Origin of the sequence: Persicobacter psychrovividus (genome assembly GCF_036492425.1) — a bacterium.
Lineage (GTDB): Bacteria > Bacteroidota > Bacteroidia > Cytophagales > Cyclobacteriaceae > Persicobacter > Persicobacter psychrovividus.
In genome coordinates this window covers 1,382,707-1,399,020 of sequence record NZ_AP025292.1, presented here as the reverse complement: position 1 = coordinate 1,399,020, position 16,314 = coordinate 1,382,707, and the positions used below count along the sequence as shown (strand labels likewise).

Here is a 16,314-nt window from a genome sequence, read left to right as displayed (position 1 = left end):
CTATTTTTGGGCAATAATATAAAATGAAATTATAATCAATGAAGGATAAATTAAACGTTGGCGTTCTGTTTGGTGGCAGATCTGTTGAGCATGAAATTTCGCTCAAATCCGCTACCAATGTTCTAAAAAATATCGACCGTTCGGTGTACAATGTATTCCCTATCGGTATCGACAAAAAAGGCGCTTGGCACCTTGGCATGACCCCAGACCAGCCCTTTGCCCCAACAGGTAATGTTCAACTCAATGTTGATCCTTCAGACCCTTTCCTTTTGAATACTGATACGCAGGAGGCTGTTCGCCTGCAGGTGGTTTTCCCAGTGCTTCACGGCACGGATGGTGAAGATGGCAGCGTGCAGGGTTTACTGAAAATTTTACGTCTGCCATGCGTGGGCGTCGACGTCCTTGGGGCTTCAGTAACCATGAACAAGGTCATTACCAAACACCTCCTTGAGGCGAATCATATTCCTGTCGCCAAATATTTGGCTTTCCGCAAAGATCAAAAAGAAGAGATCACTTTTCAGGCGGTGAAAGAACACCTCGGCTTGCCTTGCATTGCCAAGCCTGCCAATTTGGGGTCGTCTGTCGGGGTTACAAAAATCACCGATGAATCATCCTTCAAAACAGCGATTGCCGAGGGCTTTAAATACGACAACCTGCTGCTGATCGAGGAATTTGTGGTTGGCCGTGAGCTTGAATGTGGCATTATTGGCAACGAGGATACCCGCGCATCTTATGCAGGGGAAGTGATCATCAATCCCAAACATGCTTTCTATACTTTTGAGGCGAAATATGTAGATCCTGAAGGTGCCAAAATTCAGGTCCCTGCTGATCTTCCAGAAAGTACCCATCAGGAAATGATGGCACATTGCGTGGCGGCTTTCAAAGCCCTTCAGTGTAATGATTTCGCCCGTGCCGATCTGTTCTACACCAACGATGGCCGCGTGCTGGTGAATGAAATCAATGCGATTCCTGGCTTTACGGATGTATCAATGTTCCCTTCATTATGGGCACATTCGGGCATCAGTTATCCTGCGCTTATCAATCAGCTGATTGCCATGGCAATGAAACGCAGCCAGCAGGCCCATCAGCAAGAGACTCACTTTGAGTCCGCTTTCACGAAATAATTCAAGGGATAAACCCTTCCATAAAAACACAAAAATATGTCTTTTTTTAAGCCTAAATCTTTCCTTGACATCCTGCTGCACTGGGTAGTTCTTGGTGCTTTGGGGTCAGCCCTGTTGATCGGCTATTTCTATTATTACCTTCCCAATATTACCGAACACGGCCAAACCGTTACGGTACCCAATGTGGTGGAGCGTAATTTCAGTGATTTGAAAACAGAGCTTTCCGCCCGTTCGTTGCGCTTTGAGGTGGATGCTGATTCTGGATTTTCTGCCGACCTGCCACCTTTGGCAGTCATCAAGCAATTTCCTGAGCCAGGCACAAAGGTGAAATCCGACAGAAAAATTTACCTCACCCTCAATGCCATGAACCCGCCGAAGGTACCGATGCCTAATTTGGTGGATGGCTCCCTGACCAATGCGCAGATTGTGCTGAACAGCCTAAAGCTGAAAATGGGAGAAATCACTTATGAGCCAGATTTGGCGGAAAATGCCGTCCTGAAACAGGAATATAAAGGAAGCCCTGTGGAAGCAGGAACTTTAATTGCCAAGGGATCGACGATCGACCTTGTGGTTGGTGATGGATATGGCAAACGCACCTTTGAGGTCGAGGACTATGTTGGCAGACCATTGGATGAAGTGGAGCTGGCCATCAAAGGCGCTTCTTTGAAAGTGGGCAATATTAAGCCACGTGAGCGTTATGATTCGCTGGATTATGTGGTGCAACAGCAACGCCCTGCTGAAAACGAAAAAGTACATGTCGGACAGGAAATTGACTTGTGGGTAACACCCGTTGTTGAACAAGCCGACAGTGTAAGTACCTTTTAACCGTACGCCGCCTCTTAAAACAGCGGTTTTCCGCGGGTACCAGGAAACACCCTTCTCATTTTGTGGAGGGTGTTTTTTTGTGCTATTTCCGCCCACCCCTGCTCTTTTTCCATAAAAAAATACTGATTCCATAGGCATTTCAGTATATTTAAGCCGTTTGATTTTTGAATCCTCCTATACCATGCATAAATATTTAAAGGCTCTTTTTCTCATTTCATTTTTTGGCATTCATCAACTTCACGCTCAAATCCAGCAATGGCCCCTGATGAAAGCGCAACAAGCAAATCATGCACGCCTTGCCATGAGCTCTTCCGATACGCTTCAGCTGCCTTTCTTTGATGATGTTTCGCAAAGCGACCACCTGCCGAATCCGCATTGGTGGGAAGATGAACAGAAAGTTACCGTGCGCTCTGGCATTGACATCAATAGCCCGAGTTACCAGGTGATGGTTTTTGATGGCGTTGACGCAAGTGGCGTACCCTACAACACCAACGGTATCGCCTATGGCCCTACGGACGCCCTGACTTCCAAGGCCATCGATTTATCGCAGGTATTACCCGCCGACAGCACTTACCTGACTTTCTTCCTTCAGCCTAAAGGATTGGCCAACGCGCCCAATGGCAGGGATCGACTGATTATTTCATTCCTCGAAAAAGAAGGCACCTATGACGATATTTGGGAAATTGACGGCAGCGATCCGCGCCTGTCTACCCAACAATTTAGAATGTTTGCGGTAAAAGTGGACACCGCATTCTTACATGAAGGCTTCCGATTTAAAATTCAGGCTTATGGCAACCAGTCTGGCGCTTTCGATAACTGGCTGTTGAATTATGTGCATTTGGATCAGCGACGTTTCCTCGAAAACCCTGAAAATCCAACGGTCAACGATCAGGCCTATGTGGACAGAACCCTGACCAAAAAACCTTCGAGCCCATTCACTCCTTACACCATGATCCCTATGAAGCAATTCAAAACAGATCCTGATACTTTTATACAAGGCAGTAAGGTGCAGGCCTATAATCACAACAACCAGACACAATTGGTTTCCTATACTTTTGAAGTCATAGACACCATCGCCAATCAGGTGATTGAGCAGACCAACCTGAACACCTCGCTGGGGCTTATCAACGGTTTTACCTTCAAAGATTTTGAAAGCACCACCCTTGACCCCGACAAGCTGCTGGCCTACAATTCAGACTCGCTTTACCTGGCCATGAAATGTGAAATATCCTCTAACGACACCCTGCTGGTGCGGTATCAGGATGCCTTCGGAAGAAATGTTTATGCGGACAGCATCGACCTGAAGATGAACGACACGACAGTCAGTTATACCGTGATTGACAACATTCTGGCCTATGATGATGGCGAGGCGGAATATGCTGCAGGAATTGCACAACAACAAGGGCAGCTGGCTTACAAATTCAATGTGCCGACCAATGACGTTCTCACCGCCGTACAAATCAACTGGCGAAGTGAGGGCTTCGCACAGGGAGGGCAACCGATCACTCTGAAAATTTGGCGCGACCTGAACGACGACCCGATCGTTACCAGAACAGTAACCACCACACCAGGTACCCTCGAGCAGCCTTTCACAACTTACAATGTGGGCTCGGTAGCGGTTAACGGCGATATTTATGTAGGTTACCAGCAAAGCTCCAATGACCGTATCCCCGTAGGGCTCGATAAAAACCATGATGCAGGCGACCAAATGTATTTCAATACCAATGGCGAGTGGGTACAAAATCAGGATGTTGAAGGTGCTTTGATGATCAGGCTTCAGTTCCTGAAAAGCAATCAGGTTCCTCCGCTGGACAACGAGCTTCCGCAAATTCACCACAGCTTTTACCCCAACCCAAATATAGGCAAGGTGTATATTGATGCAGAACTTGAGGGCATTCAATTGTTTGATGTTTCAGGCCATCGAATTCAGTTCGATCAACATTATGATGGACACCGAACGGAGATCATCTTTGACAATACAACGCCAGGCTTGTACCTGATAAAATATAAACTTCACGGGCAATGGATGACTGACAAACTGATCATTCACCGATAGAAAGCACCATAAAAAAAGCTCGATCAATAACGATCGAGCTTTTTTTAGCATCAGTAGGAATTCCTAACGGCAACCTGATATGAAGAAATAAATCTTCCTGAGGTACCTGAAATCAACAGCGTTCAGTCCTTAACAATCCGACTGATCACTCCTGCTGTAACATTAATCCTTAAAAGAAACAGGATGACTTTTCGAGAAATCCTCCAAAGTCTTTGTTTTATCTTTATAAGCCTCCTGAGCAATAAAATCTGCCAGCTGATAAAACTCCTTCGGTCCGCGGTAACCTGGAACAGGGATAGGCGTCAGTTCAGCAGCGTCCTCCACAGGAACCATGAATACGATCGTCGGATAGCTCATCTTCCCGCCTGTGAGTGCTGCGGCAAGCTCATTGTAGCCTTTGCGTCCATTGGGAACAAACTTGAAGGTATGTCCTTTATAATTGACGTCCTCACGCTGCTCAGCGTCAAATTTCACGGCATAATAATGCTCATTGATAAACTTTGCGACCTCCTGATGTTCAAAGGTGGTTTTATCCATTTTTTTACACCAGCCACACCAGTCAGTGTATAAATCAATCATAATTTTCTTTGGTTCCTTTTCATTGGCTTTAATCGCCTGCTCGAAAGTCATCCACTGAATACCATCTTTTGTATTTTTATGTTGCTTCTGGGCAAAAGCTGTATTGCCCATCGCAAACACGAAAAGGACGATACCCAAAATAATCTGATTCTTCATCTTCAAATATATTTTAAATTGATGTGCTTGTTTATTATCTTTTAATAAGTTTGTAAATCTACAGACGCAATCTATACCATAAAATTAACTAAATATGTCTTTAAACTTACTAAACCGCCCATTTTATGAGGAAATGGAAGTGGAACAACTGCAGAATTTTGCGGAAATCACGGGTTTTAGTAGTGGTATAGATATACAGACCATCTTTGAGCAAATTAAAGATGCCCAGCAAATTGTAGAGCTCGGTTCTGGCTATGGCCGAAGTTTGTACCGATTGCGCGCCCTGGGGTTCAGCAACAAGCTATTGGGCATTGAACGCACGCAGCGCTTTGCGGATTATGCCAATGCCCACCTCGGACACGGCACCCCGACTGATTGCGCTGACCTGATGACCAACCTGAATTTACCCGATACGGATGTATTCCTGTGGCTGTGGTCGGGGATCATGGAATTTTCCTATGATGAAAAAATTGAACGAATAACCCATTTCAGCAAATCACTGAAAAAAAATGGCCGGTTTTTTATCGACCTTCCAGCGAAAAAAGTTCAAAAAGTGGGCGATTATGAGTCTGACCAACGGCTGATTTTACGTCAGCAATGGGGCGTACTACGCGCAGAACAGCCCACAGCCGCCGAAATGCACCAGATCGCCCATAAAGCAAAGCTCAACGTTCTTCCCCCCATTTTTTATTTTACTGATAAAGGCTACGAGAGGCAAATGTTCATTTTTCAGAAACCATAACCTCTCCCCTATTTTTCTATTGCGCTTCCTCTTCTTCAAATTGCACACTGATCAGGCTCTCAAAATGAAGCCCCAATAACTGGGAAGCATTCCCTTTATTGATCCCCACCTCCAGCACATTTCGGCTGTTGAAGATCAGGTAGCAGTCCCCGTAATCGACATCACTTATGGCCTGATGCACCTCCTTGAATCGCTCACGCGCCACCCTGATGGTATATTTTCGGCCGGCAGTACGCTTCTCAAAATCTTCCCTACTGATATTGGTCACCAAATTTCCATAACCATCCACGTGCAAAACATGCCCAATAATCTGATCGCTGGTCAGGCGTGGTTTTCTGCTGATAAATCTTTCCAGTCCCGAAGTGTAAGTCCCTACTTTTGGCAGTGCTTCACCCAACGAAAGGCGCGCCGCCGCTGCCGCACAAATTTCCTTCAACGGAAAGGCTGAAGAAAGCCCGTCTTCAAGCTCCAATGCCACCATCCCTTTGGGGGCCTCTTCACTGATCAGGCTCAATAAACCGTTATCTGGCCCAACAAAATAATGCCCTTCAAGCTTTACTGCTATGTGGCGCGTAGTGGCAGTGGAAAAAGAATCTACACCAAACAAATGCACCGTGCCTTCGGGGAAATCCCGAAAAACAGCACCAAGCACGTAGGAGCCGTGAATAATATCAAATGGCTTTATCTGGTGGGTTATATCTACGATCTTCGCCTCAGGGTTCACTCGTAGTATTCGCGCTTTTACCGCCGCTACATAGTGATCACTAACACCAAAATCTGACAAGAATGTTATCAGTCCCATAATTGAATCAAAAAAATCATTAGCTTTGTAATAGGGCAAAAATACGTCAATAGACTTGATTCGCAAATTTTAAACTCAATTAGCCATTGATTGAAAAAGTAATAACCTTAGAAGGCTTCTCCCCTGTTGACATCCTCGGAGTCGCTAATTTGAACCTGAACGAAATCAGTAGTGCATTTCCAGATGCACAGATCGTCTCAAGGGGCAACGAAATCCGCATTAAAGGCAAAGGCCATGAGATCCTCAGGATCAATGACTTGATCAATATGCTGATTAATCATCATAAAAAATACGGCAAAATCACCATTGAGGTCGTCAAAGATTACCTTTCTGAAAACCAGCCCGTCTTTACAGATCTGAAAAATGACGCGGTACTTTTCGGCACCAAAGGCATCACGATCAAAGCACGGACAGAGAACCAAAAAACTTTGGTTGATACGGTAAAAAAGAATGATCTGGTTTTCGCTTTAGGCCCTGCAGGAACAGGAAAAACCTATATTTCTGTGGCTATGGCGGTGAAAGCCCTCAAAAATAAGGAGGTCAAAAAGATCATTATTACCCGACCAGCCGTGGAGGCAGGTGAGAATCTGGGCTTCCTACCTGGCGATCTTCAGGAAAAGCTTGACCCCTATTTACGTCCGATTTACGACGCCCTGCATGATATGATTCCTGCAGAAAAACTCAAGATTTTTCAGGAAAACAATATCATCGAAATTGCACCTTTGGCGTATATGCGTGGCCGAACTTTAAAAGATGCTTTTATTCTTTTGGATGAGGCGCAAAATACCACACCGATGCAAATTAAGATGTTCCTGACACGGATGGGGCAAAACTCCAAAGTGATCATTACAGGTGATGAATCGCAAGTAGATTTACCGTTGAAACAGAAATCTGGACTAAAAGAATCGTTAAAAATTCTCGAAGGTATTTCAGGTATTGGCGTGGTGCGCTTACAGGCTTCAGATGTTATTCGTCATAAGTTGGTAAAACACATTATCCGCGCTTACGATCAATTTGAAGACCAACAAAAAACAAGGTCATAAAATCAAAAAGTTAAAAATCATTTTTGATTCTAACAATAATATTCTTTATTTATCAGTTTAAACGGAACGAAAAATTTCGGGGACATAATTCTATTTTGATAGACCATCAGTTATGATAAAGGTAAATAAAGTTTCAACTCCTGAAGGAGTTATTCAAGCCCTTGCCATTCGAGAACAGGTTTTTGTTGACGAAAGAGGTGGCCGCTTTGAAGATGAAGTGGATGAATTTGAGCAGGTCTCTGAACACTTCATTGCGCATGATGAGGATGGCACCTTTTGTGGGTCGGCAAGGTGGCGCTTTGCAGAAATGGGCATCAGGCTTGAGAAATTTGCCGTGCTTGCGAAGTTCCGAGGATGCGGGGTCGGCAAAGCCATGAGTGTTGCCGTGCTTGAGGATATACAATGCAACCCGAATACCGCAGGTTTCCCCATTTATTTGTTTGCCTCGGAAGAGGCCGTTCCATTATACCAAACCTTGGGATTTAACAAAAAAGAGGAATCGATCATTAAAAATCAGCAAAAACATTTTCTAATGATTAAAGAATAAAAAAGAGGTCAGTAAATTTTACTGACCTCTTTTTTATTGGGAACCACCCGCCTTATTTTGTAAACAATGCACCCATCGTATTATTCAACTCCTCCAACACATTAGAATAGGCACTTTCAAAATTTGACTTTTGTACTACCGACAGCTGCTCTCCTTTGCTTAAAACCTCCTGAATACTATCCCGATAGGCTTTAAGTTCCTCCATCTGAAAGACATCCAGACTACTTTTGAGTTTGTGCATCACTTTATGAAAGATCACTGCATCCTGCGTACTCAAACTGTCGATCAAATCTTCTTTAGCGTCTTCAAATTCACGAATAACCACTCCAATAAAACCACTAAATTCATCCTCTTGCGTGAATACCGTCTTCATTCGTTCAAAATCAATCACCTTTTTTTGCAGGTGCTGAACGGGCTCAAGGTGCATGGATTTTTTCAATCCTTTAAATGGCAGCGCATATTCTGCAAATACAAGATACACTTGCTCTTTTGAAAAGGGCTTCAGCAGTATATCGTTCATCCCTGCCTTAATCACTTTCTGCCCCAAATCATCTTTGGTACTTGCTGTCAGTGCTACGATAGGAATGTTCGCATGATATTTTGTTCCCAGGGAACGAATCCCCTGTGTGGCCTCGAAACCAGTAATATCGCTCAGGCTCAGATCCATCAGCACGATATTGTAATTGGTATCAAACTTAATAATTTCCATGGCATTTAAACCCGAAGCCGTGGTACGAAGAATGATCCCTTCCTGATCGCATATTTTCTTCATCAAAAACTGATTCACCACAGAATCCTCTACATAAAGCACCTTCAGCCCTTTCAAGCTCGACCAGCTGCTCGACGCTTGCGGGCTCTCTATACGATGCGCTTTACAAGGTCGGTAAGGCAAAATCACCTCAAAGGTCGTCCCTACTCCCTCTATCGATTCTACCGATATTTCGCCATTGAATACGCTCACCAGACTTTTGGTAATCGACAACCCCAGACCTGTCCCACCAAAACGACGGGTTACATCTCTTGTTGCCTGTCGGTAAGGGTCAAATATTTTGGAGATCTGACTTTTGGGAATCCCAATACCAGAATCCCGAACGATAAATTTCAGCTTGGGACTTTCCTCCGTTCCCGCCATTTCAACTTCCAGCGACACCTTACCACCAAGCGTAAACTTGTGGGCATTCGAGAGCAGGTTCAATAAGATCTGATTGAGCCTTAGGGCATCACTGTTGATATACTGCGGAATATTTTCTGCAATATGAAAGCTCAGTTCATTATTGTAATTATGCTTTTGATTTTTAATGGTGCGCTCAAGAATCTGAATCAGTTGGAAGAAATCAAAATCACGGTACTCCAACTTCACCATCCCCGACTTGGCCTTCGAAAGGTCTAATAGGTCATTCGACAAATTATACACCATTTGCGCACTGAAATAAATATGGCGAATACCCGCTTTGTCATCCTCAGGCATTTTTGATCGAAGCAACTGCTCACTCAAGCCCATAATCCCATTGATGGGGTTCCGCAACTCATGAGCAATTTTCGAGAAATAATCCTCCTGACTGGCCTTCAATTCTTTCAGTTCCTGTTCGCGAGTTTCAAATTTTTCCATCATTGCCTCGTGGGCATGAGCGAAAGTTATCACCGCACGCAAAAACTTTTGATTGGCATCAAATTGCAGCAAAGCGGAAAGATCAATTTTAGACAAACGATCTCCTCGCATGCTAAAACTAAGCTGAAGGCTGAAGAACTCCTCATGATTTTTTATGGCATCAGCAAAATACGACTTCAAGCTTTTACTGCCCACTTCTACAACATCAGTCAAAGCACTATCTATCGACACATCAAACCAACGGTCAAAGCTCGTATTTTTATCCGTGATATTTAAAAATTCATCCGTCTCACAGATTGGCAAAGGAAAGTCCTGTATAGAAAACAGGTCTGACTGCAACACAGGCGGCGTTGCGGTCAGCACTTCGTTCACCAATGATTCCTGTAAAGCGATCCCTCTATAATAATAAGACTGATCTGAAAATTGATCAATTTCCCCTCTGATATCCAATAATACCTGACTGCCATCCGCCAAAATCGCTGGCAGATGCAACCGAAAACGACGACCTTTTCTTGCCACTACCCGATCTATCAATTGCTGAAGACTAATCAGTGACTTTTTTGAAAAGAATCGTTGCCAATGGTCAAGCTCATGAAAATCATAGCGATCGTCAATAGGCATTTTTAACTGGCTTGCCAAAGTTGAACACACCCGCAAACCTTCCGCTCTTGACCACTGCCATGAGCCGTAACCCGACGAAAGTGGCAAAATTTCGGGCGTATCCAAGGTTGTTTCTGATGATTTTTCTGAATCAAAATAATGAGAAACATCCATAGCAAGTACCAGGGCATTTTCTCCGAAAGGTTCATCCTCTAACTGAAAAGGCACGAACTTCAACAACACCTGAAGGTAATTGCCTTTTTCTTCCCTGAACTCAACGATCTTCTCATTGGGCTGATTAATGTTAAACTGACGAATCAGGTTGCTCCACCAGGCAGCATCCTTAGGATGAATCACCTTCGATACAAATTCAATCATATCGATATCGGAAGCAATTTGGAGATAACCCATTTTCTTCAAAATCCCATCATCGGGAAATTCCAGAAAGTTCTCCCGGAAATTTATCACCCCTATACTTCCGGGAATATTCTCGAGCAACTTCCGCATCAGCTTGAAGTTGCCGTTAAGAAAACTTTGGGGATTTTCAATATTGCCAGGGTTCTCGATCTCAATCAAAATCAATTCCTGATTTCCCTGAAAGGAGCAATTTAAACACCATCGTAAGTTGGTAGTGGTCTGCTGTTGATTGATGATCAGCGGAGAGTAGTATTCAACCTCCTCGAAGTGATTCTGACTCCTGTTCTTATTCAGGAAAATGGCAATCAGCTTATCCCGAAGTCGAACGGGGGTAAATCGAAGCACTGACAGGCCAAGTGGAGATTCTTCCAACCCAAGTAATTTCTTGGCGATAGGATTAAAATTCTGGATGATTCCCTGTCGGTTAATCACCAGTATCCCTAAAGTGGAGGTCTTTCGCTTAGGGACAGCACGAAGGTCAACACCCACAGACTTCGCTCGCTCTTTATGAAAAATACCGACAAGCCGTTCTACCAAAAAACGGAAATGCAGGTCAGATTCAGGGACATGAACAGCTAAGCTTGGGGTTTGATAAAATAACACGAGCAATAACATACCACACCCCTGATGGGGAAGCGCCAGCAAATGGTAAGGCATGTGAAGATCTGCGAGTGAACTAAAGAGTGGGTCTGCCTTGCAAGTTGTGGTATCAAAAGGCGTATAAAGTGGAATGTGCTTTTGATGCTTTTTGATGTCTGTTTGAATCAGGCTTAAAGCATCCCAATAGCGTCCCGCCAGATCAAAATCCTCTGTCATGGTGCAAAAGTGCACCAGCGACTGGTCTTCGGTATCAACATAAAGCAGGCTCTTACCTGTCACTTTATGATTCAGCGAACCAACCAATTCCTTTACAATAAAGGACAGCAAATCCTCTCTCTCTGGTGAGGAGAGCAAAAATTCAAGGACCTCCTTATTTTTCACCTTCGGATTAATTGACTGACTCATAAACGCTGATTCCACAAGTATTATAGATAAATACTTTGGTACAATATCACTATATATTTTTTTGGAATGAATCGAAAAGTCTATAAAACATAACTTCCTAAAATTTAATGCCAAATATGCCATTTTCATCACGCCCTCGTAAACACAGAAAATTAACTATCTAATAATGAGGACAACACAGATATCTGTTTTACTTTTCAGCTTAATTTTAGGAATAATAGGGTCGAAAACCATCGATTTAATTCATAGTATTGCGTTTTTATTGATTTTAGTGATTTTTCTTACATCATGGCTATTCCTAAAAAAAGCGACAAAGTGGCCAAAAATATTGCTTTGTGTTTCGGTTAGCCTGTTGATCCCTTTTACCCAACAATCTGATGCGAAAATTTCAGCTGAACAACAGCTGATCTTGAAAGGTCACTTTTTTAAATTCAAAGGTAAAACAGGTTATTTTAAAAGTACTGAAACATTCAAAAAACAATGGATTCCTAAAAATGAAGTATGTTTTTTAGAAATTACGCAACAAAAACCGCCATTAAACTCAAGCGTTGAAATTTTACTGGAGCACAAAAAACACAATAATTATAGCTACATAGCTTACACTTCCAGCCCAACAACCAATATAAAAAATGAGAGAATAAAAAACTTATTAAACGATCTTTTGGGGAAAAATATCACACCAAAAGCCATAGGACTTTTAGCCCCTTTGTGCTGGGCGGGGCACAACCAACATACCGACACCATCAAAAACCGTTATCGGCAAACTGGTATTGCCCACACTTTGGCGGTATCCGGAATGCACGTCGGTATCGTTTTGGGCTTTTGTTTTTTCTTACTTCAAATCAATCCGAAAAAACGCTATTTGCCATGGCCCAAGGCGCTCCTCATAATGATTTTCCTCTTTTCTTTCTGCTATATCGTTGGAGATCGCGCCTCCGTTTATCGTGCGGTAGGAATGACAATGATTTTCCTTTTTGCTAAAATATCAGGCAGACAATTTAACCTGCTGAATGCTTTACTTTGGACCTGCTATTTATTACTGATTTTTTCACCAAATCTACTGTTTGATTTAGGCTTCCAGTTATCCTCTTTGGCTGTGTTGGGAATTGGCTGGTTATTTCCTCCACTTTTCCGACACTTTAAAGGCAGGATCACCAAGGTACTTGTCAGCATTCCACTTGTAGGTTGCTGCGCACAAGTATTTACCCTTCCACTTATCCTGTTTTATTTCAAGGAGGTTTCTAACTGGGGATTCCTGACCAATTATTTAGTCAGTATCAGTATTCCATTTTTCTTTGTAGCAGGCTGGCTAATGATCGTGATCAGTCCGCTCTCTGTCATCGCCAAACCCCTTGGCCAGTGGCTGAGCTATATTATTGAACAACATGAACGCTTTTTGGAATATTTGGCTCAACAGCCTTTCGCGATGCATCGCATTCAATATTTCGACGAAATGATGGTGCTGGGCTTTTGGCTGATTGCCCTATCGCTGATTGGTTTCTGGGGTTACCGAAAAAAATGGTGTAATTGGGGAATTGCCCTGGGATTGGTATTGTGCCTTAGCCCCTATCTAAAACACAAATGGAACCAACCGCTAACGGCTGATTCCATTGATATTCATCAGATCGAAGACGACCTTTAAGTTTACAATTTCCGAAGCTCCTCCACCATATGCTGAAAACCATCCCCATTCATGGGGTTATAGCGCCAGTTTGCCGTAAAGCTTGGAAAATGTACATTTTCATAAGCTGTCCCAGCAATGATAATCGAGAAAAAACGATTCCCTCGAGTTTTGGCATTCAGCAAACGAGATCGCAAGCCAGGATCAATCATCGGGATTTTACCATCCGTCAGCATGATCATGTCGGCTTTGTGAAACTTCTGGTTTTTCATCAGTTCAAGGGATGCATTTAAGGCTTCCCCAACATCGGTACCACCATGGAACGACATACTCAGGAATTGTAATAAGACCTCAATTTCATCACTGACGCCGCTCAATTCAAGCACTTCAATTTTTTGGGAAAAAGCAACCACATAACATGGGCGATGATCCACCAAAGCCCGCTTCATCATGGCCAGGCAGATCACTTTGGCAGCTTCTTCCACCTTCCCCATCATTGAGGCACTGGTATCCACACACAAAATAATAGGCCCTTTACCGTCTTCACTTTTGGATTTTGGCGCCTTCTTTTTGTTGTTGGCATCATTGTTCGCATCGGCGATCAGGTCAAATTCCAGCAACTTCTTTTCCACAAACCGCTGATAAAATAGGTCTTCGGTTTCTGGCTGCCCCAGCAATGCTATTTCTCCAGGCAACACATAGGGCAAATCATCCCCTTGTGTTATTCCCTTGATTTCTTCCTTATCTTTAATCGGATTTTTCACCAGTGAGGGGATTTCCGTTTCCTCCACTTCTTTGAACGTTGACTGCGTCATGGCACGATCCATACGTCCCAAATTAGCCACCAGCTCATCCAATGCCTTATGATTTTGCATCTGTGACTCATACTTCGCCAACAGATCAAAAGGAACATCCTTCCATTGCCCACTTTCGGAGGACCAATGCGGAATCAGATTTTGGCGCAAAGTCTGAATCAGTGAATTGGTGTTTTTGGTAAAATCGCCTTTCTTGGTAATTTTCCCTTTCAGCTTCTTAACCTCAATGGTACCCAACACCCGATGATTCATATCAAAAACCGAAGAGGCGAAAATATGATTCAGAAATTCCAAAAACTTATACCATACCTCGGAAGACACCCGCTTCCAGCGGTTATGCCTTTTGATCCCCCGCTCGATATTATGAACAGATTTAGCATCGAGTTGCTGAATGATTTCCAACAACACGTAATTCTGAAAATCAGCATGCCCAAGCATGTATTCTTGCAGCCCAGGGGTATCCAAAACCTCTTTGATCGGGCCCGTCAGGTGTTCCGACAACTCGCCTCCTTCATAGGGCTTATTGCTACATATAGCCTCCATGTAAGCCACCAGGTCGGTGCGTTGTGCTTCGCTCCCAAAGCGTCCAAAAAGCTTAAATTCCTCTAACTGCGTTTTAAAATCAGGCATACTGCATTCCTATCTTTTCTACCTCGGTCTTGCGTGAAACAATTTCCTTCATGATCATCTGTAAATTGAAATCCATGGCCTGGGTTTGTTTTTTGGTCAGGAAGATCGAAGACAATTCATGGTCTTTACCTGTTTCCCGAACTTCCACCAGTGTTGTGGCCACTTTGTCCAAATAAGTCAGAATGTCTGCTTTTTGTTTATTGAGAATTTCAATCGTCGCTGGAGAAACCTTCTTTCGAATATGCTTCTCTACCGTTTCCTCAATATTCACCAGCGTAAAACGCTGAAAATGATTTTTGATCTCGATCTCTATTTCAATATTGGAAATCTTTGACGCCTTGAAGGTCTGCTCGCCTCCAGCGGTTGAATACAGGGTAATTTCCTGAACTGATCCGCTGAGCAACTCAAAATCCTCGGCAAGAATATTCTTGTGGAAACCCGGAAACTCCATTACAGTATGGTATTGCCCGTTAATCACCTGCGGCACATTCTCTACCATGAGCTTCACCTCAAAAGCCTGCTCCATGACTTCACTTCGGAAAGAATTAATTTGCGCCTCCACCAAAGGAATTTTAAATTCTGCAGGAAAACCTACCTTAAAAATTGCCTGGGAAACCCACTTTTTTGTCAATTCAATTTCCGATGGCTTACTCCACAAGCAGGGCGATATCAGCAAGCAATCCGCAAGGTTGACTTCCTCCCTACCGTTCAGGAATGCTGAGGTTTTCAGCAGACGTGCAATTTTTGCCCAGCGACGGTCAGATACATAAAGTGGAGATTCGCCTTCCTTCAACCCTTGCCCATGCTTGGCAATGGTTTTACGGATGGTCGTCAGGGTTAATAAAATATTCTTGGGCAGGCGCACCTTTTCAATGGCCAGGTCCCATTCTGTGATTTCATCCTGATGAATAACCAGAGACTCCTCGAGCACAACGCTATTGGAGGTATGGGGCTCGGTGAGCATTCGGTAAAAATTCTCTTCATCAAGAATCCGATCTACGAAACATCGAATCAGAAAACGATCCCATAAAGCCTCAAGACCGCTATTTTCTTCCGGCAACTCATTGGAGGCCGAAAACAAGGCCTGGAGTTTCACTTTAATTTCTTTGTCCCCGTTGCGATAAATCTTTTCATTCAGCACCGTCAATAAAGCATTCTGAATTGCTGGTCCTGCCTTCCAGATCTCATCCAAAAACACCACCGTGGCACCAGGCAGGTAGCCTTCCGTCATGCGTTCGTATTTATCTTCTTTACTGAGTTTTTTGATGGAAATAGGTCCGAAAATTTCATCAGGGGTGGAGAACCTATTCATGAGATACTCAAAAGATCGCCCCTCTTTAAAAGCATGCTTCAGCCGCTTGGCAATCATACTTTTTCCAACACCAGGAGGGCCTAACATGAAAATACTCTCTCCTGCGATAGCCGAAAGCACGCCCAAAGAGGTGACCTCCTCTTTTTCAAACATGCCGTCACCTATGACTTCCAAAATCTTTTTTATCCGATCACGAATAAGCATATGGTAATTGTTATGAAGTTATAAGATATAGGTTTAAACGAGGCTCAAACGTACATCTAAAAATATTCTAATTCACATTTTGATAGATAATTATTCAAAGATATATAATTATCGAAATCAGTTGTGTTCCCTTGATAGGTTCTTAACTATTCTGATGGAAAAATAGCTGACATTTCCAATAAAAATTACAACAAAACTTCTTACAATCAAAGATTATTCAAAACTGA

General features: G+C 43.3%; 12 protein-coding genes. 7 read left to right on the top strand and 5 right to left on the bottom strand.

Annotated features, from left to right (window positions below; genetic code table 11):
- Positions 1-38: 38 nt before the first annotated feature.
- From AABK40_RS06155 to AABK40_RS06145, 3 genes are all read left to right on the top strand, one after another.
- Positions 39-1,124, top strand: coding sequence for a D-alanine--D-alanine ligase family protein (locus AABK40_RS06155; RefSeq protein WP_338397944.1), 1,086 nt, complete (start codon positions 39-41; stop codon positions 1,122-1,124).
- A gap of 36 nt (positions 1,125-1,160) precedes the next feature.
- The gene (locus AABK40_RS06150; protein WP_332920542.1) at positions 1,161-1,949 is read left to right on the top strand and encodes a PASTA domain-containing protein; all 789 of its coding nucleotides are present in this window, start codon (positions 1,161-1,163) and stop codon (positions 1,947-1,949) included.
- Positions 1,950-2,214: 265 nt separating this feature from the next.
- Positions 2,215-4,005: a T9SS type A sorting domain-containing protein gene (locus AABK40_RS06145; RefSeq protein ID WP_338397943.1), complete on the top strand. Its 1,791-nt coding sequence runs from the start codon at positions 2,215-2,217 to the stop codon at positions 4,003-4,005.
- Between the two features lie 162 nt (positions 4,006-4,167).
- Here AABK40_RS06145 and AABK40_RS06140 read toward each other — a convergent pair whose 3' ends face one another.
- Entirely contained in the window at positions 4,168-4,740 is a 573-nt protein-coding gene (locus tag AABK40_RS06140) for a thioredoxin family protein (RefSeq protein ID WP_338397942.1), read from the bottom strand.
- Positions 4,741-4,834: 94 nt separating this feature from the next.
- On the opposite strand from AABK40_RS06140, the gene AABK40_RS06135 reads away from it, so the two are divergent.
- A complete protein-coding gene (locus AABK40_RS06135; RefSeq protein ID WP_338397941.1) occupies positions 4,835-5,482 on the top strand; it encodes a class I SAM-dependent methyltransferase in 648 nt (215 codons plus the stop codon).
- A gap of 16 nt (positions 5,483-5,498) precedes the next feature.
- On the opposite strand, the gene AABK40_RS06130 is transcribed toward AABK40_RS06135, so the two are convergent.
- Positions 5,499-6,284 (bottom strand): SAM hydrolase/SAM-dependent halogenase family protein, encoded by a 786-nt coding sequence (locus AABK40_RS06130; RefSeq protein ID WP_338397940.1) that lies wholly within the window; start codon positions 6,282-6,284, stop codon positions 5,499-5,501.
- 86 nt (positions 6,285-6,370) lie between these two features.
- Here AABK40_RS06130 and AABK40_RS06125 point away from each other — a divergent pair, with 86 nt between their 5' ends.
- Together AABK40_RS06125 and AABK40_RS06120 are read left to right on the top strand one after the other, a co-directional pair.
- Positions 6,371-7,327, top strand: a complete 957-nt coding sequence (locus tag AABK40_RS06125; protein WP_332920537.1) for a PhoH family protein — start codon at positions 6,371-6,373, stop codon at positions 7,325-7,327.
- Positions 7,328-7,439: 112 nt separating this feature from the next.
- Positions 7,440-7,874, top strand: coding sequence for a GNAT family N-acetyltransferase (locus AABK40_RS06120; RefSeq protein ID WP_332920536.1), 435 nt, complete (start codon positions 7,440-7,442; stop codon positions 7,872-7,874).
- 52 nt (positions 7,875-7,926) lie between these two features.
- On the opposite strand, the gene AABK40_RS06115 is transcribed toward AABK40_RS06120, so the two are convergent.
- Positions 7,927-11,505: a hybrid sensor histidine kinase/response regulator gene (locus tag AABK40_RS06115; protein ID WP_338397939.1), complete on the bottom strand. Its 3,579-nt coding sequence runs from the start codon at positions 11,503-11,505 to the stop codon at positions 7,927-7,929.
- 661 nt (positions 11,506-12,166) lie between these two features.
- Between AABK40_RS06115 and AABK40_RS06110 the strand changes: the two genes are divergently transcribed.
- Positions 12,167-13,147 carry a ComEC/Rec2 family competence protein gene (locus tag AABK40_RS06110; RefSeq protein WP_338397938.1) on the top strand — a complete coding sequence of 327 codons (981 nt, stop codon included), beginning with the start codon at positions 12,167-12,169 and terminating at the stop codon, positions 13,145-13,147.
- A 2-nt stretch (positions 13,148-13,149) separates the two neighbouring features.
- On the opposite strand, the gene AABK40_RS06105 is transcribed toward AABK40_RS06110, so the two are convergent.
- Positions 13,150-14,571 carry a VWA domain-containing protein gene (locus tag AABK40_RS06105; protein WP_332920533.1) on the bottom strand — a complete coding sequence of 474 codons (1,422 nt, stop codon included), beginning with the start codon at positions 14,569-14,571 and terminating at the stop codon, positions 13,150-13,152.
- The gene (locus AABK40_RS06100; RefSeq protein WP_332920532.1) at positions 14,564-16,087 is read right to left on the bottom strand and encodes an AAA family ATPase; all 1,524 of its coding nucleotides are present in this window, start codon (positions 16,085-16,087) and stop codon (positions 14,564-14,566) included. Before AABK40_RS06100 ends, AABK40_RS06105 begins: the two co-directional genes overlap by 8 nt.
- Positions 16,088-16,314: the final 227 nt, after the last annotated feature.

What these genes read in the sequence shown, in the direction of transcription:
- AABK40_RS06155 (WP_338397944.1), top strand. Translation starts at nt 39, where the DNA reads ATGAAGGATAAATTAAACGTTGGCGTTCTGTTTGGTGGCAGATCTGTT.
- AABK40_RS06150 (WP_332920542.1), top strand. Translation starts at nt 1,161, where the DNA reads ATGTCTTTTTTTAAGCCTAAATCTTTCCTTGACATCCTGCTGCACTGG.
- AABK40_RS06145 (WP_338397943.1), top strand. Translation starts at nt 2,215, where the DNA reads ATGAAAGCGCAACAAGCAAATCATGCACGCCTTGCCATGAGCTCTTCC.
- AABK40_RS06140 (WP_338397942.1), bottom strand. Translation starts at nt 4,740, where the DNA reads ATGAAGAATCAGATTATTTTGGGTATCGTCCTTTTCGTGTTTGCGATG.
- AABK40_RS06135 (WP_338397941.1), top strand. Translation starts at nt 4,835, where the DNA reads ATGTCTTTAAACTTACTAAACCGCCCATTTTATGAGGAAATGGAAGTG.
- AABK40_RS06130 (WP_338397940.1), bottom strand. Translation starts at nt 6,284, where the DNA reads ATGGGACTGATAACATTCTTGTCAGATTTTGGTGTTAGTGATCACTAT.
- AABK40_RS06120 (WP_332920536.1), top strand. Translation starts at nt 7,440, where the DNA reads ATGATAAAGGTAAATAAAGTTTCAACTCCTGAAGGAGTTATTCAAGCC.
- AABK40_RS06115 (WP_338397939.1), bottom strand. Translation starts at nt 11,505, where the DNA reads ATGAGTCAGTCAATTAATCCGAAGGTGAAAAATAAGGAGGTCCTTGAA.
- AABK40_RS06105 (WP_332920533.1), bottom strand. Translation starts at nt 14,571, where the DNA reads ATGCCTGATTTTAAAACGCAGTTAGAGGAATTTAAGCTTTTTGGACGC.
- AABK40_RS06100 (WP_332920532.1), bottom strand. Translation starts at nt 16,087, where the DNA reads ATGCTTATTCGTGATCGGATAAAAAAGATTTTGGAAGTCATAGGTGAC.